Source organism: Paenibacillus sp. sgz302190, assembly GCF_059820445.1.
In genome coordinates this window covers 574,188-595,879 of record NZ_JBZYAO010000001.1, presented here as the reverse complement: position 1 = coordinate 595,879, position 21,692 = coordinate 574,188, and the positions used below count along the sequence as shown (strand labels likewise).

General features: G+C 48.2%; 15 protein-coding genes. All 15 read left to right on the top strand.

Annotated features, from left to right (window positions below; translation table 11 throughout):
• The first annotated feature begins 427 nt into the window (after nucleotides 1–427).
• The 15 genes from AC6RNO_RS02535 to AC6RNO_RS02465 all read left to right on the top strand — a co-directional run bounded on the left by AC6RNO_RS02535 (nucleotide 428) and on the right by AC6RNO_RS02465 (nucleotide 21,593).
• Nucleotides 428–910: a hypothetical protein gene (locus tag AC6RNO_RS02535; RefSeq protein WP_497104425.1), complete on the top strand. Its 483-nt coding sequence runs from the start codon at nucleotides 428–430 to the stop codon at nucleotides 908–910.
• Between the two features lie 17 nt (nucleotides 911–927).
• Entirely contained in the window at nucleotides 928–1,464 is a 537-nt protein-coding gene (locus tag AC6RNO_RS02530) for a DUF8202 domain-containing protein (RefSeq protein ID WP_497104424.1), read from the top strand.
• A gap of 346 nt (nucleotides 1,465–1,810) precedes the next feature.
• A complete protein-coding gene (locus AC6RNO_RS02525; protein WP_497104423.1) occupies nucleotides 1,811–4,654 on the top strand; it encodes a hypothetical protein in 2,844 nt (947 codons plus the stop codon).
• Nucleotides 4,655–4,672: 18 nt separating this feature from the next.
• On the top strand, nucleotides 4,673–7,687 hold the full coding sequence (locus AC6RNO_RS02520; protein WP_497104422.1) for a WG repeat-containing protein: 3,015 nt from the start codon (nucleotides 4,673–4,675) through the stop codon (nucleotides 7,685–7,687).
• A 357-nt stretch (nucleotides 7,688–8,044) separates the two neighbouring features.
• The gene (locus AC6RNO_RS02515) at nucleotides 8,045–9,391 is read left to right on the top strand and encodes a discoidin domain-containing protein (protein WP_497104421.1); all 1,347 of its coding nucleotides are present in this window, start codon (nucleotides 8,045–8,047) and stop codon (nucleotides 9,389–9,391) included.
• Between the two features lie 451 nt (nucleotides 9,392–9,842).
• Complete coding sequence (locus AC6RNO_RS02510; RefSeq protein WP_488437360.1) at nucleotides 9,843–10,277, top strand: SRPBCC family protein; 435 nt, start codon at nucleotides 9,843–9,845, stop codon at nucleotides 10,275–10,277.
• 141 nt (nucleotides 10,278–10,418) lie between these two features.
• Nucleotides 10,419–11,594: a PatB family C-S lyase gene (locus AC6RNO_RS02505; RefSeq protein WP_497104420.1), complete on the top strand. Its 1,176-nt coding sequence runs from the start codon at nucleotides 10,419–10,421 to the stop codon at nucleotides 11,592–11,594.
• A gap of 26 nt (nucleotides 11,595–11,620) precedes the next feature.
• Complete coding sequence (locus AC6RNO_RS02500; protein ID WP_488437358.1) at nucleotides 11,621–11,746, top strand: hypothetical protein; 126 nt, start codon at nucleotides 11,621–11,623, stop codon at nucleotides 11,744–11,746.
• A gap of 286 nt (nucleotides 11,747–12,032) precedes the next feature.
• Nucleotides 12,033–14,369, top strand: coding sequence for an immune inhibitor A domain-containing protein (locus AC6RNO_RS02495; RefSeq protein WP_497104419.1), 2,337 nt, complete (start codon nucleotides 12,033–12,035; stop codon nucleotides 14,367–14,369).
• 370 nt (nucleotides 14,370–14,739) lie between these two features.
• Nucleotides 14,740–15,810 carry a glycoside hydrolase family 11 protein gene (locus AC6RNO_RS02490; RefSeq protein WP_497104418.1) on the top strand — a complete coding sequence of 357 codons (1,071 nt, stop codon included), beginning with the start codon at nucleotides 14,740–14,742 and terminating at the stop codon, nucleotides 15,808–15,810.
• A 22-nt stretch (nucleotides 15,811–15,832) separates the two neighbouring features.
• The gene (locus tag AC6RNO_RS02485; protein ID WP_497104417.1) at nucleotides 15,833–16,900 is read left to right on the top strand and encodes a polysaccharide deacetylase family protein; all 1,068 of its coding nucleotides are present in this window, start codon (nucleotides 15,833–15,835) and stop codon (nucleotides 16,898–16,900) included.
• A 370-nt stretch (nucleotides 16,901–17,270) separates the two neighbouring features.
• Nucleotides 17,271–18,095 (top strand): ABC transporter permease subunit, encoded by an 825-nt coding sequence (locus tag AC6RNO_RS02480; RefSeq protein ID WP_497104416.1) that lies wholly within the window; start codon nucleotides 17,271–17,273, stop codon nucleotides 18,093–18,095.
• Nucleotides 18,096–18,136: 41 nt separating this feature from the next.
• Nucleotides 18,137–18,979 carry an ABC transporter permease subunit gene (locus AC6RNO_RS02475; RefSeq protein WP_497104415.1) on the top strand — a complete coding sequence of 281 codons (843 nt, stop codon included), beginning with the start codon at nucleotides 18,137–18,139 and terminating at the stop codon, nucleotides 18,977–18,979.
• Between the two features lie 12 nt (nucleotides 18,980–18,991).
• Entirely contained in the window at nucleotides 18,992–20,836 is a 1,845-nt protein-coding gene (locus AC6RNO_RS02470; protein ID WP_474683065.1) for a sensor histidine kinase, read from the top strand.
• A complete protein-coding gene (locus tag AC6RNO_RS02465) occupies nucleotides 20,829–21,593 on the top strand; it encodes a response regulator transcription factor (protein ID WP_488437352.1) in 765 nt (254 codons plus the stop codon). Before AC6RNO_RS02470 ends, AC6RNO_RS02465 begins: the two co-directional genes overlap by 8 nt.
• Nucleotides 21,594–21,692 lie beyond the last annotated feature (99 nt).

Below are 21,692 nucleotides of genomic sequence, written 5' to 3'. Positions count from 1 at the left end.
GCACTGACAGCACTCAGTCGGGTCAATTTTCTTCCGGCTCGTAAACCGTCCGAATTCCGATAAGGAGCCGGGCGGCTCTTTGCGTTATTCCCGGCATGGGCACGATCTCTCCCGCTTATGTAACGGGTGGCTATGGTCGGCGCCATCGTATGCGACAGATGAATCGATGAGTCTGAGGACATGGGAACTCGAGGAAATAGTTGTATATTTTTGTATAGTTGGGATTGGTATACTCAGTTGGGATTTGAAAAATCGAATTGTGGCGTTTGTTGTCGCAAACGCTGCAAAGCGAAATTTCTTTTCATTAAGGGGGGATAGGATGCCCAAGAAAATTTGAATCGGACAGTTAGAGGAGATGCATAGAAGGGTTAGATAGTTATAGAAGGGTCGCACTTTGATCCGGTAATGAATCAGGAGGATGGAGAAAATGGCATTGAGAGGTATGAAACGTAGTTGGAAAAGGAAGCTCTCGGCGATGCTGGTCCTCACGATGGCTGTGGGCAGCTTTTCCAACATAGCGGCGCCGTGTAAAGCGTCAGCGAATCCTAGCGTTCCTCTGCCTGTGTGGAAAAACGACGCCGAATTTTGGCTGAAGGCAGATGAAGGTGTCACTACGGCGACGTATTCAGCAGGTATTGGTGTCGAGAAATGGGACAATCAGGCAGGAACGGTTCGTTTTGACGTTTATGGAGGTCCGGGTTATAAAACAGCGGGAGCTAACTTCAATCCGGTTGTGACGTTTGCCAACACGGGCAATACGAACAGCGCACTTAGCCAATACTTGCGCGGCGACGGGCAGATCACTTTTACGGATGCGTATGCAGTCTTTAAAGCCAATTCCGAAACGGAGGTGCGCTCGTCGGCTCCACAACGCGGACTGGCGGGCACGGAGCGGCCTTATTTGCAGTAGACAGCGACGGGCTTTACTTGGGTAATATCGATGGTCGTTATAAATCGATCAATTATCCCATTGCCGAGTCAACCCGCTACCAATTGGCCGAGTACGATACTAGCGGGACGACAGATACAGTAACAGTAACCGGTGAGCAAAGAAATTTCCCTACCTCCTTTACGCCAATGATTGGCGGGACGAAAGAGGGAGCAAGCGGTAGAAATTACTACAACTATAACGGAGAAATGGCGGAAGTTATCTTATTTTCCGGAAGCACCGCCGCTTATCGGGGTCAGATTCAAAGCTATCTGGCGCTGAAGTACGGATTGACCTTGAATCATGGAGCAACGGACTACGTGAACAGCCAAGGAATGACGGTTTGGTCTGCAGCCGCCAATAACGGTTACGGCAGCCGTATTACCGGCATCGGCAGCGATTCCGGAAGCACGCTGAACCAGCGGCAGTCCAAGTCCCAAGATTCGGGAGCGTTTGTGACGCTTGCGGCTGGCAATGCCATTCAAGCATCCAACCAAGACATTGCGGCGGGCAGCATTGCCATGGAGATTATCTAATCTTCGGCGATAACGGCGACAGCAAAAGTACCGCTTACCAAACACCCATAGCCGGTACGACTATGAAACAGATGGATCGGGTGTTGGAAAGCTGCTGAAGCCGCAAGAGAACATGACTCGCGCGGAAGCAGCGGCGTTAATGAGAAGATTACTGCAATCCAAGAACTTGATTGACTGATGTATGAGTACCACAACCACTGCCGATTCTTTCAAGTCGGCGGTGGTTGTTTCTTTTGAGGGAGATGGCCGAATGAGAGCGATAGAGCGCGGCAGACTGTTCAAAGAGGAAAGAGCCGGAAAATGTCGAATTCATGCTTAATTGATGAATGTGAAAGCAGGTGAATGGATGGATGCGTTTCAGCGGATAAAACGAAGGGATCCGGAACGTTCGGAAGCAGCCGAAAGCGCGAAACGCACGGTAGGTTCGGGGCATCCGTATTTGCAGTTCATGCAGCGGCAGTTCGGCAATCGGGCAACGGGTCAGTTCTTGCTATCGGTACACGGCAGTGGAGGGACAAGCGTCATTCAGCGGCACAAGGGAGAAAAGGATGTTTCTGATCCAGGCAATAATCAAGGCAAAGGCAGTACATCCAAACCGGCGCGAACTTCACTTCCGAAGCGTGAACCGCTTACGATGACACAGGGACACGATCTGGCTCGCGAAGGCAATATCGTGGACTGGATCCTTCATCGAACGGCGGTCCGTGTGACCCAGCAGATGCAAGAAGAAGTACCCGCCGACCTTTCCGGTATAGACGTGAACAAGCTCAAGGGCAATGCGGAACAGGTACCTGTCGAATCGAAACGCGGGCAGAAGAAAAAAATGAAGGAACAAGCGAAGAAATCAACCGGCAAGAACAAAGGCGAAGCAAAGTCCGCTAAACATGAGCATTCGGGGAATGAGCAGGAGAAGAAGGCTGAGCTCAAACCGCAGCGGTTTGATGTGCAGGTTCAGGAAATGTTGGCTGTCGTCCGCGATCTCGTTCATGCGTTTCAGTTAGCTGCCTTGCAAGCCTCACCTCATCCGCGGGGTGTCAACGTGTTCACGTATTGGGGATATGACTTTGTCGTGAGCCCCAAGAGGTATGTGGCCCCTCTTTCCGATAATGTCAACGGCGACAGCGGCCAAGCGATTCCGACGCCAGACAGCCTTTTTGCAAATTATGACTACCCGTTTCAGAAAATGTCTCATCCGATGTTTCGCTCGATCATCGAAGCCATGCTCAACGGTGAACAACCGAATGCTTCGCCTGATCAATTGACGATCTTTATCGCCTCGGTCGCAGCTGAAATTACCCGCTACGAACCGCAGCTCGTCTCCGTAGCGCTGGCCATGACCGGGGCAACGCAGGAAATGGATGAGCACGACAGTTTGTTCACCACAGCGTTAACGATGACTACGGGCAGCACCGACCCTACGTCAGGGAAACATATCGATCGGCGCGAATCATTCAAGAAACAGCGGGAGGATGACGAATTCCGCGCGACCGAGCCGGCGGCGATTCGAGAAGGTGGCATCATACGGGCGGCCTTATCGGGTCCGGCGCTGCAACTGGATGCACAGGCTTATGTGGAATCGCAGCTGGAAGCAGGTACAGATCCGGAGAAGATTGCAGAGGATTTGTCGGACATGTTGATTTACGTGATCAATAAATCGGCGACCGACAAGAAAAAATCTGAGACATCCTACGAGAGTGAGTGGAAGCGTGCGCCCAAACTGGAGGCCCATTTGACTGCGGATATGCTGGAAAAGCATTTTCCGGAGGATCAGCAGTTCCCAGACCGATCCGCAGACAATTCAAGTATTGTGTTGCTTACGCCGGAGGAACGCGCACGTCTCGCTTTAGAATTAAGCACCCATAATTTCAATGCGGTGTTCCGCAGCCCAACAATCTATGATATCGCAATGAAAGTTGGCAAAGCCATTACATACGGTAGAGCTCACCTGAAGCTTTCCAACAGCGGTACGGATAAGCTGCAAGGGAATCATTGGGAAGGACAGGACTGGGTCGGTGAAACGGAGCAAGTTGACGACAAGGGCTTCCAGGAGAAGAAAGCAGCAAAGCATAAAGCGTCACAGTCGGACAAGCGTGCCGGCAGGCGGGCGTCCGGGGAATCAATTGAAGAACGCATGAACCGGGTGTTAAACGCCATAAAAAAGAGAGAAGAGACGGATAATGCAGGGCTTCAAGAGCTGCTGCAGGAAGCATTGGACGGGTTGTATCACAAGGATGAGGACAAGCGTGAGAAGGCCCGGGAGAAGCTCAGTCAGCTGGAAGGCGAGCTTGCGGAATACGAAAGCTTGGAGGATTTGCTGGAAGCCTATATGCCCTCCAATCAATGGGGAATCATGCCTGAAACCTGGCAGCGCGGGCAAGCCTCGGGTATGGGATTCAATTGCCTGATTGATTCGCTACTGCAGCACACAACGACACTTAGTGCTGAGGAACGGCTGACCGAAGCGAGGTTCATCCGTGATCAGTTAGTGCAGGAGGGAAGAACCGGTCCGAGAGATTTCTTGTTTGGCGACGAGCATATTATAAGGATTCTGCAATTAATTGGCGTAAATCCTCATGATTACGAGGTTCGAAGCGAATGGACGGCAAGAGGCTCCCGCCAGCACCGTGAGACCGTTAATGCCGGCGCGCCCAATGTCATTAGGTTGTGGAATACCGGAGTCCATTACGAACCGATTTTTGTACAAGAGGACAATCCCTTTGTCGATGATATCGATACAAACCAGCAGAACGGCGGTCCAACTCGCGGGGCCCAACCGCTATGGATGCTTCCGTTTGTCAATCAGCAAGCGGAGCAACCCGAGGAGGGCTCAATAGAAAATACGAAAGGCGCTTCGAATGTAGAGGAATCCGATCGTAATTACGAAAAAAGCGGATATGTCAAAACAACTGTAGGCCGCTTTACCTTCTGGGTCCGGACTACACCGCTTAAGGATTCTCATGCAGCCGCCAAAGCGGTTGTCATGCTTCCGCATGATTTTAATATATCCGATGCGGAGGAGTTGCAGCAAATCGCCGCAGCTGCGCAAAGCTATGGATTGACGCCGGCAGACGGCATTGGCTTGATGGTCGGGAAGCAGAATTACTATCTCAAGGAAAATCAGGAAAGATTGTTTGTGGAAAAACCGCCGATCCGGAAGAAAAAATCGCAAGGGGACCCGACGAAAAAATAACCAGAGGAGAAGTTTGTCATGACGGAAAATAGTAACGCATTTCATCCACCATATGTAGTAAGGTTTCCATTCGAAAAATCGCTCGGGTTACGTCATGCATTGATTGATGTTAACGGAAATCTTGTTCGTGAGCCGAATTTGCTTAAAATACATAATTTTACTCCGAATGGTAAAGGAGGCTACATAACTGCTGCTCAAGACTTAAACGAAAAATGGGGATACCTGGATCAAAGCGGTAGATGGCTGATCGAGCCGACTTTGGAGGATGCGCGCATTTTTGGCGAGGAGGGCATCGCCAGATTCAAAAAAGAGGGGCTATGGGGCTATGTAGACTTAAACGGGGAGATCCAAATCCACCCCCAGTTTCAGGAGGCACTGCCATTTAGCGCAGGCTTGGCGGCGGTTCGCTTGCACAATGGCTATGCTTATATCGATTGCACGGGACAAGTAGTCATCGAGGGGCCGTTTGCCGAGGCAGGCTACTTTTCGCCGAACGGTCTAGCTGCCGTGAAAAAGCGGGGGGACTCCTCTTGGGGAATGATCAATACGAAGGGAGAAATGGTGATTGCCCCCCAATTTACAGATGTCAGAATGTACACAAGCGATGGAATAGCCCCTGCAAAGAAACGTAAATTATGGGGATTAATCGATGCGCAAGGCAACTGGATCATGGAGCCGACCTATTCTCGTATCGAAGAGTTCAACGAAGAGGGGCTCGCTTTTTTCAGTGATTACACCAATATGAATATGAGAAACGGTTATCTCAATACAAAAGGCGATGTGGTCATCGAGGGAACGTCAATCTCGGACCAGATGGTGCGCGGGCTGGCCAAAGAAGTTGTACCTTATGGCGGAGGTATCGGTTTCTTTGATCGTACCGGTACGATGGTGATCCCGGCACAGTACGCTTGGGCCGATCCTTTTCATGAATGTGGTGCCAGTGTCGTTCTTCGCAATGATAAATGGGGGATTCTGACGATGGATGGTCAGTTCCAGGAGATACCTTATTTGGAGCCGCTGACGGATCATGAAGGCTGGGTGTTAGGCTTTAATAGCTGCAAAGGAATTGCTCCATTTCTTATCCGGCAGGGCGAAGTCGTCTACGTGGACGCAGTTGGAAGGGAAGTTTGCAAACTGCAGGTAGGGGAGACGAATAATCCTCAGGAGCGTGTATTGCGACTATTCAATGCTGATGGAAGAATAGAATGGCAAAACGAAGCAGGGCGGGATACATTTTTTAGGGAGAGTCCGTTTTTGCGCAAGCAGCCTGCTCAGCATTTTAAGGATATCAAGTATTGGGAAGGAGATATTACGGCTGCTGCACAAGCCCTTTTGGATGCGGAACCTAGAGATTTTTATCCCTATGATTGGTATGAACGGGATGTGTACGATCTATCGGAAGAAGATGAAGATGAGATTGACGAGTATAAAAAAAGAGGCGCAATGGAGGTCCTGGCAAAAACCTATGTAAGCGAGGAGCATCATGGGCATTACCATTTTCTCGCAGAATGGGTACGCAATGCGTTTGAACAGTATTTTAAAGTGATAGCTGACCGTCTTTCTGATTCTTTCGGCGACCCGCTGCCCGATGCGTCAATCATGCTGCGCTGGGGTCATAACAACGTTAGCAAGGTATGGGAAGTGAATGGCAAGTATTTGGTGCTGGAATGGTTCAATCAATACGGTGATGGGGATTTTGTCCACCAGCTATGGCTTGCTGCAGGATACAGAGAGGATTTGGATGACGATCAGGAGGATGTCGAGAACGAATACAGTTCGAATAATGAAGAATCCCAAGAAAATAGCCAAACATTTGCTCTCCACCAGTTTGAAAAGCTAGTAAATGAAGCTCAGTCTCGTATGGATGAGGGAGCATATGAAGAAGTTCTGAATTTGGTGTCCCAAATGGAGGAACTGGCATCAAATTCTGTGGATGTGGATGTCGCACAAATGAGCTGTATCTATGACTTTAAGCGGAATGCGCTTTATCAATTAGGCCGAGTAGAAGAATCGCTCGAGTCCTGCCGCGAAGCGATTGACTATATCAACCGGAGGATGTTATTCAACTACCGATCGGAGCCCCGCCAAACGCTGCGCGTTTGCCACAATATGCTCGCACGGGAGCTTATGGAACACGCTGCATCCAAAGAAGAATGCCTATCGGCCTGGGAACATGTAAAGGCTTGCTTCAAAGCGGTGGAACCGGTCGAGGGCGAAGCGGTACTTGAATATTTCTATGACACCAGAGCGCTTGTGCTGTTAAAACTGAGTGAATTTGATCCAAATGAGAAAGCCAAGGCATTTGCTTTTCTTCAGCGGATGCAAACTATGGGGTCGCATTATCTGAGGGAAGAGCCTCGACTGACTAAAGCGATAAATTCAGTAGAGTATCAGGCATTTTTGAAAAGCAGCCATGAAGTCGATAGAGAGTATATACAGGCACCTGTGCAAGAAACAGCTATGGAGGCAGTGATCCGTTACCACAAGGCCTACGAAACATTCAGCCAATTCAACTCGCAAGTGGAAAAGGAGTTTGGGCCCATTATCTCCCTTTCGTTTAGGGAGGACATGATTGCGAAAGCTGAAGAGGAATTAGGTTTTACCTTGCCGGATGCACTTCGTCAATTTATGTTGGTGCCTGGCCTTGTACACGGGATACATCCGGAACTTGTGCCTCCTATAGAAATTCAAGGGATGTTTTCGCTGCTTGCAGAAGTGTGGGGAGTGCGCAAGGAGTTCGAAGAGCGTTTGACGCGGAAAGAAATGCACTGGCTGGAGGTTCATTGTCTGATCTGCGGCTTATCACAAATTGATGGCGATAGCCAAGAGTATATGTACTTTACTCCCGGCAAAGGATTTGGCACCTTTATTTATACTCGGGATCGTTGGGATGAGTTTGAAAAGGATGTGCTCAGACCGCTGCTAGCCCAAGAGATTCCCGTTGAGACATTTGACCGGGCGTTCTCCCGAAAGGTGAGCGATCAGATTAGACGGATGATTGAGGTGAGCAGGAACCCTGGTGTCATGCACTAATAGTGTCCCCCTCTAAGTAGACTGTAAAGGTTAGGACCTTACAGTTTGCTTGGAGGGGATTTCTTTATGAACCGGGAGAGGGCACCCGACACCCGCGATGATACGGGAATTGTCCCGATAAAGTTCACTTAACCCGGTTGTTTTCATATAAATAAAGGAAAATATTCTTTTATTTTCTTTTTAATATAAAATAATAGAAGAGAATTCCCGTTAATAGAGTGGGGAGGGAAATTCTATTAATCGAAAAGGAGGTGAGTAGTCTACTAAGTTCTACTAAGTTTTAAGAAATTCAAACTTCAATCAGGAAAGGAAGATGAATTAGTGATATCAAAACGTCGAAAATGGGTAGCAATAACAATGTTCATGGCTTTATCAACATCCGTAATCGGAACCGGGTCTGCTTTGGCAGAACAGCCTGCAATCACGGCGACTGCGGGATCAGAAGCGGCAATAAACGCCGCTGTGTCCGATATGCCTGCCGGATTCAAATCCTCCATTGAATGGGTGTACAACAACCGCATGGTCAAGGAAGGCTCCGTCAGTCGTAAAAATTTGATCTACGATCAAATTTTTGCAGGTAAAGGAACAATTAACTATGTGGTCCGCTGGCAGTCTTCCAAAAATCTGACCCTGCAGCAGCGCAAGGATATCGAGAAGATGCTGGGTCGCCAGTTGAACAACTGGACGAAGAATCTCAAGGGGTATGACGGCTGGCCTTACGGTGATATTTCTGTCAAAGTTGTAGGTTGGGCTGTGGCCAATTCGTCCCAGATTCTGGACAGGCAGCCGGGTGAAATCGTATATACCCAGACCATCGTGGATGATCTCAGCAAAACCGATCCCCGCATTCCGGCCGCACTGCCTGTCGCTCCGAATGAGCTGTCCCGGTTCGAGCACTTCAGCAATCCGAACTATGCCTATCCCGGCGGACTGGATAAGCGGTTTGACATGTATCTGTGGGGGACGACCAATTTTGGCGGAGGCGCCGGAGGCGACTGGGGACAGCGTGTATCGGACGACTATATTCTGAGCACCGTCAATAACAATGAAGTTCATATTACGGAACATGAGATTGGCCATGGATTCGGCATGCCCGATTTCTACGAAGATAAGGACCGGCCGCCGGGTGGTTTCCCCCAGCCAACTATTATGTGGGCGGGCAACTCAGCTACTATAACCAATTGGGATGTATGGCTGCTTCGCTACACATGGAGCCAGATTAAGAAAGATACCCGCCGTTTCCCTACGACTCCGGCGGGCAATGAATCCGTGAATGCGGCTTTGACGGCCAAAGCCACTACGAGCTATGTGTCTCCATGGGAGACCATTCAAGCACTGAATGACGGACTGGACCCCGCCCATTCCAATGACCGCACCCAGTCGGTATACGGCAACTGGCCGCAAATTGGGACACAATGGGTCCAATACGATTTTGACCGCGCGTATACCGTCTCGCAGACGGACGTGTACTGGTTCAAGGATGGCGGAGGCATCGACGTACCGGCTTCGTACCGGGTCCAATACCTGGATGGCACAACCTGGAGGAATGTTCCCAATGCACAGGGCTTGGGCACGAAAGCCGATGCGTATAACACAACTCGCTTCGATCCGGTCAGCACAACGGCGGTGCGTCTCGAAATCGTAGCGAAGAATCTGGCTTCGACCGGAATTCTGGAGTGGAAAGTGACGGGAACCGCCCGCTAGTTTGATTGAAGGCTGCGCCTTCAATCATGAAACACCCTCCCATAGCATTGGCTTCCAACGGCCGAGATCTTCATCCGAAGATCTCGGCCGTTGGATCGTTTGCGGGGTATTAATTTCACGGGAAAAGCACTGGCCGCGGCGGATAAATGTTTGATCACTGCCCGGATTACAAGCATCGAATCAATGGACACCCCGATGACCATACCACCGCTGTAAGCAGCGGTATCTGCGAGTACGACCAAGTTATCGTCGACAGTAGCGAACCGAATCAGGATGGTTTCCGGGTGCGATTCTATGGCATGAGGTTTAAAACTGGCAGATTTGTACAATAGCAATCTAAAAGAAATCTAGTCGCCACTTACATGATATAATAGTTGTAGGTAAATCGTTTTTCAGCGAATGACTGACGGCAATATTTGAGAATAATATATTCATTTATGGAGGTTATGTAATGGGAACAGGTAAACCGGTAACGATAACAGTAGAAACGATCGTTCATTCTCCCGTTGAAAGCGTGTGGAAGTATTGGACGGATCCGAAGCATATCACGCAATGGAGTACGGCTTCCGATGACTGGCACACGCCATACGCCGAGAATGATCTGAAGGTCGGCGGTAAATTCGCCTCGAGAATGGAAGCCAAAGACGGTAGCTTTGGATTTGATTTCGGCGGAGTATACGACGAAGTGAGCGTTAACGAGAGCATCTCCTATACGATCGCCGACGGTAGAAAAGTAAAGATCGTTTTTATACGCCAAGACAACAACACGAAAATCATCGAATCGTTCGAAGCGGAAGAGACCAACGCCATCGAGATGCAGCAGTCCGGATGGCAAGCGATTTTAAACAATTTCAAAAAATATGTGGAAAATGCTAGAGAAGAATAAAAAACTTTTAGAAGCGCATGCTGTTGTTGGCATGTGCTTTGCTATGTACCGATGAATTGACAAATACGTCGTAAAAGTTCATCATAAGGTACGATTCCATATATTACTGAACTCGCAGAAAATAATATGAGGTGGTAAGTCTTGAGTTACTCTTTTGATCGTTTCATTGACCGCCGCAACACCCGTTCTTACAAATGGGATCAAAACGAAAAGCTGTTCGGCCAAGCGGATGTACTTTCTTTATGGGTTGCTGATATGGACTTTCCAAGTCCGCCTGCAGTTGCGGAAGCTTTGAAGAAACGTGCCGAATTAGGGCTTTATGGTTATGCCATTCGTACAGACGATTATTTTAACGCCATTATCCAATGGTTTCGTAACCGTCATCACTGGGAAATTCAACCCGGTTGGATCACGGACTCGCCGAGTATAGTCACTTCCTTAAGTTTGGCTGTAGAATTGTTCAGCGAGCCAAGCGCACCGGTTGTTATACAGACGCCTGTTTACTATCCGTTTTATCACGTGATCGAAGGCAACGGCCGGAAAGTGGCCAAAAATTCGCTGCTGTTGCGCAACGGCCGCTTCGAGATGGATTACGAGCATTTGGAGTCCTTATTTAAAGACGGCGCCAAGCTTATGCTGCTTTGCAGTCCTCACAACCCGGGCGGACGCGTATGGGAGCGGGAAGAACTGCTGAAGCTTGGCGAGCTCTGCTTGAAATATCAAGTCACTGTCATCTCCGATGAAATCCATTGCGACTTAACTTTCCCGGGACATGCGCATACGCCGTTCGCCACGCTATCTCCTGAACTCGCTAATATAACAGTTACCTGCTTGGCTGCGACCAAAACATTCAATTTGCCGGGGTTACATACATCGTTCATCGTTGCTTCCAATGCGGGCTTAAGAAGAAAAATAGAGCAGCGGCTCAAAACGCTCAGCTTAGACATGGCTCAGCATTTCGCTCAGGACGCAGTGGAGGCTGCTTATCGTGAAGGGGCTGAGTGGCTTGACGAGATGATGGCGTATGTGAAAGGCAATCTTGAATATGCAATTGAGTACCTGGCATCGCATTTACCGGAAGTCAAGCCGCTGCGGCCGGAGGGTACGTATTTGTTATGGATAGACTGCCGTCAGCTTGGCTTGGATCGTAACGGGTTAAAGGATTTGATGTACCATCGGGCGAAGGTGGCCTTTAATGAAGGGTCGATTTTCGGAACCGAGGGCGAAGGATGGCTGCGTATTAACCTTGCATGCCCCAGATCGATATTGGAGCAGGCGCTGAAACAATTTTGTGATGCGGCAAATGAAGGTAAATAATCGAATGTTTCACATTCTGGGGCGGCTTGGACTGGTCCATCCTGTTCGCCGAGGGGAGTCTGGATATCTGTGAGCCTTACGGCGTGATGGTGAATTTCCACGATGCGCGCATTGTCGGATTCGATGATCTTTCCGGCGCCGAAGAGGTTTGACTTCAGAGCGGGGAGAAGGGGAACTGGCGCGAATGTCCCCCAAAAGCACTCCTTTGAACGGTCGCTCGACACTTCCAATTTAAAATAGGATGAGCTTCATTTGTTCAACAATTTTTTTAGGGCCGCCCGTAAGTTATTTTATGACTTATGAGCGGCCCCCTTTTTCTTTTAATTATGTTTTATTCTACCAAACTAGTTTCATATAAATTATGGAAAATATGTATTTACACTTAATCCTTAATATGGTAGTTTATGTATAACATATACCAAAAGGAGGTAATTAATTATGGGAAAAAGTAGAATCATAGGCTTATTAACAGCCGCGGTCATGACAACTGCAAGCTTTGGCACCAGCGCCTATGCAGCAGGCGCACAATACCCAAATGCCGACCCTACGCTCGGCATCGATGAACATCTGATAGTCGCCAACGATGAAAAGCTGAATGAAATTTTGACGAAGAATGGAACGATTCCAAAGGATGCAACGCCGGAGCAAGCCGAAAAAATTATCAGGCAGTACTTAAGCCAAAATGCGGATAAGGACATTAAGAACCGTTCCCAATCCGATATCAAGTCGGCCCAAGACTTGAAGAAGTACGGCAAATCCGCCGCTGCCAGAGGATTTTTGAATAAAAACTCAGACACCCACAAGAAGAAAAAGAATGATCCCCAAACCTCTTGGGACGGAAGTGTTACCAAGGATAAAGCGCTTGTTCTTTTGATCGAGTTCCCGGACTTTCCGCATAATTCGCTAGCACCGAAAGAAACGGCAATGTATTACAAGGATTACACCCCGTCGCATTATCAGAATATGATATTTGGGAATAACGGCTATGCCGGCCCTAACGGCGAAAATTTCGTTTCCTTAAAGCAATTCTATGACCAGCAATCCGGTGGCAGTTATGACGTGGAAGGCAGAGCTCTGGGCTGGTACAAAGCCTCCAAACCGGCGGCCTACTATGGCGCAGACAGCGGCAGCAGCAAAAATGTGAACATTCGAGAGCTTGTCAAGGAGGCTTTAATTGCCGCTTCCAAGGATGTGAATCTTCAAGACTACGACCTGAAGGACCCTAATGATTTGGACGGTGACGGCGACCTTAACGAGCCAGACGGCATTATTGATCACCTCATGATTATCCACTCGGGAATGGGCCAGGAGGCGGGTGGCGGCACGCTGGGAACGGACGCAATATGGTCCCATAGCTCAAAGGTCTATGACATCGTGAACGGTTCCGCCATTCCGTGGAAAATACCGGGCACGGAAATTTCCGCTTATTCCTATACTGTTATGCCCGAGGATGGGGCGGCCGGTGTGTTTAGCCATGAATTCGGCCACGATCTCGGACTTCCTGACGAATACGATACGGAATATACCGGCCAAGGCGATTCCGTCGCCTACTGGTCCATTATGTCAGCCGGAAGCTGGGCGGGAACTATACCGGGAACCGAGCCTGTAGGCTTCAGTCCGTACGCCAAGCAATTTTTCCAAAATACCTATGGCGGCAACTGGCTCCACGGCAATACAGTAGACTTGTCGGAGCTGACGACCAAAGGCAAGGAATACACTTTGGACGCAGCCAGCATCAAAGCAGCCAACAACGACGTAGTCAAGATCACTCTTCCGAAAAAGGGAACGCTCGTAACCACGCCGCCCAGCGGTAAATACGCTTACTTTAGCGGCTCAGGCAATAATTTGAATAATTCCATGTTTACTTCCATCGACTTGACCAATGCGACCTCAGCAGACCTGAACTTCAAGACTTGGTACGATATCGAAAAGGATTGGGATTATGGCTCTGTGCAAGTGCAGGTATACGGCACGAATACTTGGTCAAGCATCCCCGGCAACATTACAACCGCTGCCAATCCCAATCAGCAAAATCCCGGAAACGGCATAACCGGCAAATCCGACGGCTGGATTGACGCCAAATTTAGCCTGAACGATTACGCGGGTAAAAAGGTCAACCTGAAAATCAATTATTGGACCGACGTTGCCGCTGCAATGGCGGGCTTATATGTAGATGACATTTCGTTAGTAACAGACGGCAAGGTGTCTTCATTTGATGACGCGGAAGGAACTGCCTCCAGCTTCACATTGAACGGCTTCACGAAAGACGATGGTTACAAGTATTCGGATCACTATTACTTGCTCGAGATGAGGAACCATTCCGGTGTTGACGCAGGACTCAGCCATATTTTACGCGGCAAAAGCCTTATGGCTTATAAACCGGGTCTCTTGATCTGGTACGCGGACGAACAGTACACCGATAACTGGACAGCTGTTCATCCCGGTCACGGCTTTTTAAATGTTGTCGATGCGGAGCAAAAATTGATGAGGTGGAACGACGGCAGCGCAGCGGCCACCAGGTACCAAGTTCACGATGCAACCTTTAGCACAAATAAGGACAAGAAAATGTTCATCGATTACAGTACGGATACTGTAGTGCGCACCATAACAGACACCACCAATTCCAAAAATCCTACTTTCGAGGATAAACGGACTTATTTTACGCAGGAAATGCCGGATGCAGGAGTTATTTTGCCGTTGTATGGCATCAAAGTAAATGTCATTGACGAGACAGACGATAGTAGGAAAGGAAATATCGTGGTCAAGCTTAAATAGCTTCGGTCGCAACGCGCGCAGTTCCCAACTCGCAGTGTGGCGCCGCATGAATCCGCAAAGAACGGCGCGGTCGGCACCGTCCCGATTATGAACAAACGCCCCTGTTTCGCTTTCGAAACAGGGGCGTTTGTTTTTTTCGTTTAAACGAACCGCTATCCCTGATGCTATTTCCGTTTCCAAAAGAACTAAGCTTTTTACAGTAAAAACTAAATCTTTTCGGGTGAAATATGAAGGAATGGTTTGATAAAATAGTAAATGTAATCGCTTACAATTTTAATATTGGAAGGAAGTGGAGACGACGGCCTGCTACGAGCAGCACAGCATCATAGTAAAACTACATGCAATTTAACCTAATAAGGAGGAATGCGAAATGAAGCAAAAAAGAATGAGGTTATTTTTTGCGATTTTAATTTGTTTTACGCTTACATTGCCTGCAGTAACCGCGCAAGCGGCAACAACGATCACTTCCAATGAAACCGGCACCCATGACGGCTACTATTATGAACTGTGGAAGGATTCCGGAACGACGAGTATGACGCTCAATAGCGGCGGCGCGTTCAGCGCACAGTGGAGCAACATCGGAAATGCGTTATTCCGTAAAGGCAAGAAATTCGACGAGACCCAGACACACAAGCAAATCGGAAACATATCCGTCAACTACAGTGTCGATTACCAGCCAAACGGCAATTCGTATTTATGCGTCTATGGGTGGATGGTTGACCCGCTAGTAGAATATTACATCGTCGATAGCTGGGGCAGCTGGCGTCCGCCCGGCGCAACGTCAAAAGGCACTATTACCGTTGACGGGGGGACATATGACGTTTATGAGACCATCAGAGTCAACCAACCTTCCATTAAAGGCAATACAACTTTTAAGCAGTATTGGAGTGTCCGGACGTCGAAACGCACGAGCGGAACCATATCTGTTAGCCAACACTTTAATGCGTGGGAGAACATGGGAATGCAAATGGGGAAAATGAATGAAGTTTCGCTTACGATAGAGGGGTATCAAAGCAGCGGGAGCGCTAATGTGACTAGCAATACACTTACGATCGGCGGAAGCAGTGGCGGTGGTACTACAGGTACGAAAATAGAAGCCGAAAGTATGACCAAAAGCGGTCAGTACACCGGGAATATCAGCTCGCCGTTCAACGGAGTCGCTTTATACGCCAACAATGATTCGGTGAAATATACACAGAATTTCACGAGCGGCACCCATAATTTTTCACTCCGTGGCGCTTCGAATAACTCCAACATGGCCAGAGTCGATTTGAAAATCGGCGGCCAGACAAAGGGCACCTTCTACTTCGGCGGGAGCAGTTCTGCGGTTTATACCTTAAACAATGTCAGCCATGGAACCGGAAATCAAGAGATTGAGCTCATTGTAACAGCCGATAACGGGACATGGGATGCTTATATTGATTATTTGGAGATCAACTAAAAGAGCGGAAGGAGGTAGAACCATGTTTAAAGCGAAAGCAGGAAAATGGGCGGCGATCGGGTCGCTCGTCGTATCTTTGTTCACGGGCTCGCTGGTGATGTTGGGCAGCGAGGCGCTTGCGGCCGATTGTTCGAACGGCTATGTAGCATTAACCTTCGACGATGGTCCGAATCCCAACAATACGACAACGCTGCTTAACACACTGAAGCAAAACGGCTTGCGCGCGACGTTCTTCAATGTTGGGCAGAATGCGCAGAATTACCCGTCACTCGTACGCGACCAGCAGGCGGCAGGCATGTGGATCGGCAGCCATTCATGGTCGCATCCGCACATGACGCAGCTGAGCGTTTCGCAGATGTCATCGGAAATTACACGCACGCAGCAAACGCTGCAGTCCATTACCGGCACGGCGCCGAAGCTGTTCCGTCCGCCGTACGGCGAGACCAACGCGACCTTGAAGTCCATCGAGGCCCAGAACGGTCTTACCGAAGTGCTATGGAGCGTTGACTCCCAGGACTGGAACGGCGCTACCGCCGCCCAGATCGCAGCCGCCGCGGGCAGGATGCAAAACGGCGATGTGATCCTGATGCACGACCAATACCAGACTACGCTCCAAGCAATCCCGCAGATCGCGCAGAACCTCAAGAGCCGGAATCTTTGCTCCGGCATGATCTCGCCGGGCACCGGCCGGGCGGTCGCGCCTGACGGCGGAAGCAGCGGTGGTAACACAGGTGCGAAAACAGAAGCCGAGAGTATGACCAAAGGCGGCCAGTACACCAGGAATATCAGCTCGCCGTTCAACGGAGTCGCTTTATACGCCAACAATGATTCGGTGAAATATACACAGAATTTCGCGAGCGGCACCCATAATTTTTCACTCCGCGGTGCTTCGAACAACTCCAACATGGCCAAAGTCGATTTGAAAATCGGCGGCCAGACAAAGGGCACCTTTTATTTTAGCGGGAGTAGTCCTGCGGTCTATACCCTAAACAATGTCAGCCATGGAACCGGAAATCAAGAGATCGAGCTCGTTGTAACAGCCGATAACGGGACATGGGATGCTTACATTGATTATTTGGAGATCAACTAAAGCTCCATAGCGGCAAACGATCCTTCCATACAAAGTTCCGGCGGAATCTTCCCGAGGTCCCGAGGACACTGAAGACAACTACCATTCCCGATGTATGGGCGTGAGAGTTGTCTTTTTCCTTACCCGTCTCGTTTCCGAACATCAAAAAAAGCCCTTTCAAAAGTCAAAAATGGAGCGTTTAAGGCTTTCGTGGTAGCGGTTACAATTTAAACTACAAAGAGGAGGGGTTGTAGTGATTGCTAACAGGATAAGTCATGCGGCTGTAATGAAGACAACAAGAAACAATTCATTAAAAACAAAAAGGTGGCTATGGTGTTATTTATTCTTACTGCCACAAGCATTATTGTATGTTTCTTTTACGTTATATCCTATGATTATGAGCTATGTATATGCCTTTTACGAGTGGAGCGGCATTGGTCCTATAGATGAATTTGTCGGCTTTGACAATTTTAAGGAAACCCTTTTGGACCCGTTATTTTGGAACGCTTTTAAAAACAGCTTTATATTCATGGGGGCACTCGTTCTTATTCAAGTACCGCTTGCATTGCTGCTGGCTCTGTTATTAAGTGCCTCCTGGTTGAAAGGCTCCGCTGCTTATCGGACGATCTTTTTTTTGCCTGTGGTTACGACGACAGCTATCGTTGGCCTTGTTATGAAGTTTATATTCGGAGCTTATAAAGGATTGGTTAACGAAGTTTTTATAGCAATCGGATTGATTGATGCTCCGATCGACTGGCTTGGCAGCGCCGATACGGCATTGCTGATCGTGACATTTGTAGGGATTTGGAAGTATTTTGGGATTAAAGTGATTTACTGGTTATCGGGTATTTCCACGCTGCCGAAAGATTTATACGAAGCTGCAAAAGTGGACGGTGCCTCGGCATTCCAAAGTTTCCGGCTCATTACGATCCCGCTGTTGATTCCCGTTGGAACCGTGATTGTTCTTTTGTCGGCCGTGAATGCGCTGCATGTGTTCGATTTGGTCCAGTCCATGACGGGCGGTGGCCCATCCTTCTCAACGGATATGGTTGATGTTTATATTTACCGGTATGCTTTCGGCGGCGGCGGGGAATCTAGAATCGGATTCGCTTCGGCAGCCGGGGTCGTATACGGCTTTGCTATCTTGTTCGTATCGCTGGCCTTTGGTTTACTCTCCCGTATGGCGGGCGGGAAAAAGCGAGGAGCGCAGCACTAGAACTGCAAGTTCATACATCTTTGATGAGGAAGGGATTAGATATGGAAGCTGCAAAATCTGTGAAGAAGCTGGTTATTCCCATTACACACCTATTGTTAATTGTTGTAGGCCTGATTTGGATTTATCCATTTATTTGGATGGTAACGGCGTCGTTTAAAACGAACTCCGAGTACATTTCGGGCGGATTGTCCGTCTTGCCGAAATCGTTTCAATTTGAAAACTATGTTAGAGCCTGGGAGACGGCTAAATTCTCCATTTATTTTTACAATACCGCGATCATTTCGGTATCCGTTGTTCTAGTTGTTATCTTACTATGTGCCATGACAGGCTATGTGTTAGGGCGGTTCGAATTCCCGGGGCGGAAATTGATATTAGTATTAGTTGCCGCAACGTTGTTCTTGCCTAAAGGCTATACAATTATTCCAGTCTATACGTTAGTTAATTCACTCGGATTAAATAATACGCTTGCAGGGGTTATACTTGCAGAAGCCGGCGGAGCGCATGTGTTATTTATCTTATTGTTTACAGCATTTTTTCGGGGAGTGCCGAGAGAGTTGGAAGAGGCGGCGCAGATTGACGGGGCGGGATTTCTGCGCACCTTTCTTCAGGTCATGCTGCCCCTTTCGAGGCCGACGATCGCGACAACCGGAATTTTACAGTTTATGTACTCTTGGAATTCCTTCTTAATTCCGTTAGTATTTACTTTAAATAAACCGGAATTAAGAACGCTTGGTGTCGGAATGTATCAGTTTGTCGGCGAGCATTCCGTCGACTGGACCGGAGCCGCTGCAGCGGCGAGCATCTCCCTCATTCCAATCATCTTCATATTCGTCTTCTTTCAACGTTATTTCGTAGAGGGGATTGCCGGTGCCGTAAAAGGATAGGAGAGACAGCATGTGAATAGATTTGTCGATATGTTGGATCAATGGACGAATCATATTGAGCTTCGACCTAAATTGTTGATCACTTTTTATTTTATAAGTATTGTGCCGCTTATTGTTACAGCGGCTTTCTTTTATATGACCTTAACTCAATCGCTTGGGGAAGAGGTAGGGGCATCTATGGTGCAAACAACTAGGCAAGTTGATGAACGAATAAGTTCTTTTACGGAAGAAACGACCCATTTGATCAAATTAATACAGTTTGATTCGGATACCCAGGCTTTCCTGGATTGGAAAGATCCCGCCGATTTGTCCCTGATTCCGAATCTTCAGGCCCTTAGAAACCTCATTTCTACCATTTCAAATCAAAACACTCATATACGCGGTGTTTATGTTGTTAACGATCACGGTAATTTCATTTCTGACGGTAAGGATTTTTCGAAAATAGGGTTTGATTTTCTAAACGACCCTTGGTATGGCGAGGTCATCAAGCAAAAGGGCTTTCGTTTATTTCCCGCGCATGCGCAAAACTATGCCCAAGGGGAATCGGTTGTTACGTTTGCAGGCAGAATATTCAAAGTTTCCGATCTGAAGGAAAGCGGTACGCTGCTGCTGGATTATGATGCGAGATTTTTATCCGGTATGATTGATACCATCCAGGTTGGGAATACAGGTTCCGTATTTATGATTTCACAGGAAGGGAAGTCTGTCGTTAATCAAAGCGGGGAGGGCGAATCGGAAGACCTGATCAAGGAAATCAACTTGCTGCCGGAATTTAAGCAGGACCAAGGCTATTTGTTTACTGAGGTTCATGGAGTAAATACGCTTGTAGGCTTCTCAACCTCTAAGGCGACGGGTTGGAAAATTGTCGCGGCTGTCCCGTTTCGAGAGGTGTCTGGAAAGATTGAAGCCCTCAAATGGGCCATCTTGATCATCGTCTGCGTAGCTCTTGGGTTTATCGTCCTTTTTGCCAAATATTTGAGTCAAGCTATCACTAACCCTATGATCCGGCTTGCCGAATATATGAAGCGTGTCGAAAAAGGAGATTTATCCGCCAGGGTGCCTATCGATAGAGGGGATGAGCTGGGCTTATTGACACGGCGCTTTAACCGTATGCTAGAACAAGTTCAGGAATTAAAAGAAGAAGTGTATTTGTCGGAAATTAGGGAGACCAGGCTCCAGTTATTAAAGCGGGAGTCCGAATTGAAAGCGCTGCAAATGCAGATTAATCCGCACTTTTTGCACAATACGTTAAATACGATAAAGTGTGTCGGTGAAGTCTATGACGTGAAGGAAGTCGCGATTATGAGTGAGGGCCTGGCAGGAATGTTCAGGTACAGCATCGATACCGAGAAATATAAAACGCTGCGGCAAGAAATTGATCATGTAGCAGCCTATATACAAATTATTCAAGTTCGGTATCCCGGACGAATTCGCTGCCATTTTGATATTGCGGCACACCTTGAAGAACAGCCGGTGCTTAAATTAATCCTTCAACCTCTAGTTGAAAATGCGATCGAACACGGCTTGATCCCCAAGTCGTCAGTAGGGGATATTTGGATAACAGCCGTTGAAGCGGATGATAACGAGCTTGTTTTACGTGTTGCGGATAACGGAGTAGGTATTGCGGCTGAGCGTTTGCAGGAGATTAAGCGCAGGCTTGCCAGACAAGCAGACGAAGCTGTCGACGGTGAGGAGCCGTTGGCCGGCCATGTCGGGTTGTTTAATGTGAGCCAACGATTATTTTTAAACTATGGCGGGCAAGGAAGGCTTGGAATCGATTATAGTCCGTTAACCGGAACGATTGCAGAAATTCGTATACCATTGGATGAAGACAGAGAGGACGGCAGCTATGCATAACTTATTAGTAGTGGATGACGAGTTTTGGATGTGCGAAGGGTTGAAAAAAATTATAGCCCGGCTAGGCGTTCAATTTACGGTTACGGATTCGGCTCGGGACGGCAGGGAGGCACTGGCCAAGCTTGAACAAGGGAATTTTGATGCGATTATTACGGACATCAACATGCCGGGCATGAACGGGCTGGAGATGATGAAGGAAATGCGGGAGCGGCAGTTCAAGCAGCAGGTAATTATTGTTTCAGCATACGACGAATTTGAATATGCCAGGACGACTATGCGCTTGGGTGCGATTGATTACTTGATAAAGCCTGTCAACAACGAGGAGCTTTCCGCCGTATTGACCAACCTGCAGGAATTATTGTCCCGGCGTACGGAAGCGCCGTCAACTGAGAAGGAAACGGCTATCGGTCTCACCGGTTTGGGCGGTGGCGTAGAGCTTGTTCAATCGGTCTTGAAAACGATGGAGCGTTTGTATATGGAAGACCTGTCACTTTCCCTGCTGGCCGATCAGGCAGGCTTTAACTCTTCCTATCTTAGCCGGTTATTTAAAATAGAAACAGGTAAAGGCTTTGTCCAGTATTTGAGAGATGTGAGGATGAGGCACGCATGCAGAATGCTTAAGGAGACAAGCTTGACAAATATAGAAATTGCTAAACAGGTTGGCTATTGGGACGAAAAACATTTTAGAAGAACCTTTAAAAAGGATTTTGGGATGACGCCGGGAGAATACCGCGATAAGCATCAAAGTAAAAAATAGACCCTCTAAAGTAAAAAATGGGCGTCTTAATATGCATAGAGTAAGCGTTTACAATAAGGATGTAAAAACGGATATTGCAATTTCACAAGGGGGAACTAA

What these genes read in the sequence shown, in the direction of transcription:
- AC6RNO_RS02535 (WP_497104425.1), top strand. Translation starts at nt 428, where the DNA reads ATGGCATTGAGAGGTATGAAACGTAGTTGGAAAAGGAAGCTCTCGGCG.
- AC6RNO_RS02525 (WP_497104423.1), top strand. Translation starts at nt 1,811, where the DNA reads ATGGATGCGTTTCAGCGGATAAAACGAAGGGATCCGGAACGTTCGGAA.
- AC6RNO_RS02520 (WP_497104422.1), top strand. Translation starts at nt 4,673, where the DNA reads ATGACGGAAAATAGTAACGCATTTCATCCACCATATGTAGTAAGGTTT.
- AC6RNO_RS02515 (WP_497104421.1), top strand. Translation starts at nt 8,045, where the DNA reads ATGTTCATGGCTTTATCAACATCCGTAATCGGAACCGGGTCTGCTTTG.
- AC6RNO_RS02510 (WP_488437360.1), top strand. Translation starts at nt 9,843, where the DNA reads ATGGGAACAGGTAAACCGGTAACGATAACAGTAGAAACGATCGTTCAT.
- AC6RNO_RS02495 (WP_497104419.1), top strand. Translation starts at nt 12,033, where the DNA reads ATGGGAAAAAGTAGAATCATAGGCTTATTAACAGCCGCGGTCATGACA.
- AC6RNO_RS02490 (WP_497104418.1), top strand. Translation starts at nt 14,740, where the DNA reads ATGAAGCAAAAAAGAATGAGGTTATTTTTTGCGATTTTAATTTGTTTT.
- AC6RNO_RS02485 (WP_497104417.1), top strand. Translation starts at nt 15,833, where the DNA reads ATGTTTAAAGCGAAAGCAGGAAAATGGGCGGCGATCGGGTCGCTCGTC.
- AC6RNO_RS02480 (WP_497104416.1), top strand. Translation starts at nt 17,271, where the DNA reads ATGATTATGAGCTATGTATATGCCTTTTACGAGTGGAGCGGCATTGGT.
- AC6RNO_RS02475 (WP_497104415.1), top strand. Translation starts at nt 18,137, where the DNA reads ATGGAAGCTGCAAAATCTGTGAAGAAGCTGGTTATTCCCATTACACAC.
- AC6RNO_RS02465 (WP_488437352.1), top strand. Translation starts at nt 20,829, where the DNA reads ATGCATAACTTATTAGTAGTGGATGACGAGTTTTGGATGTGCGAAGGG.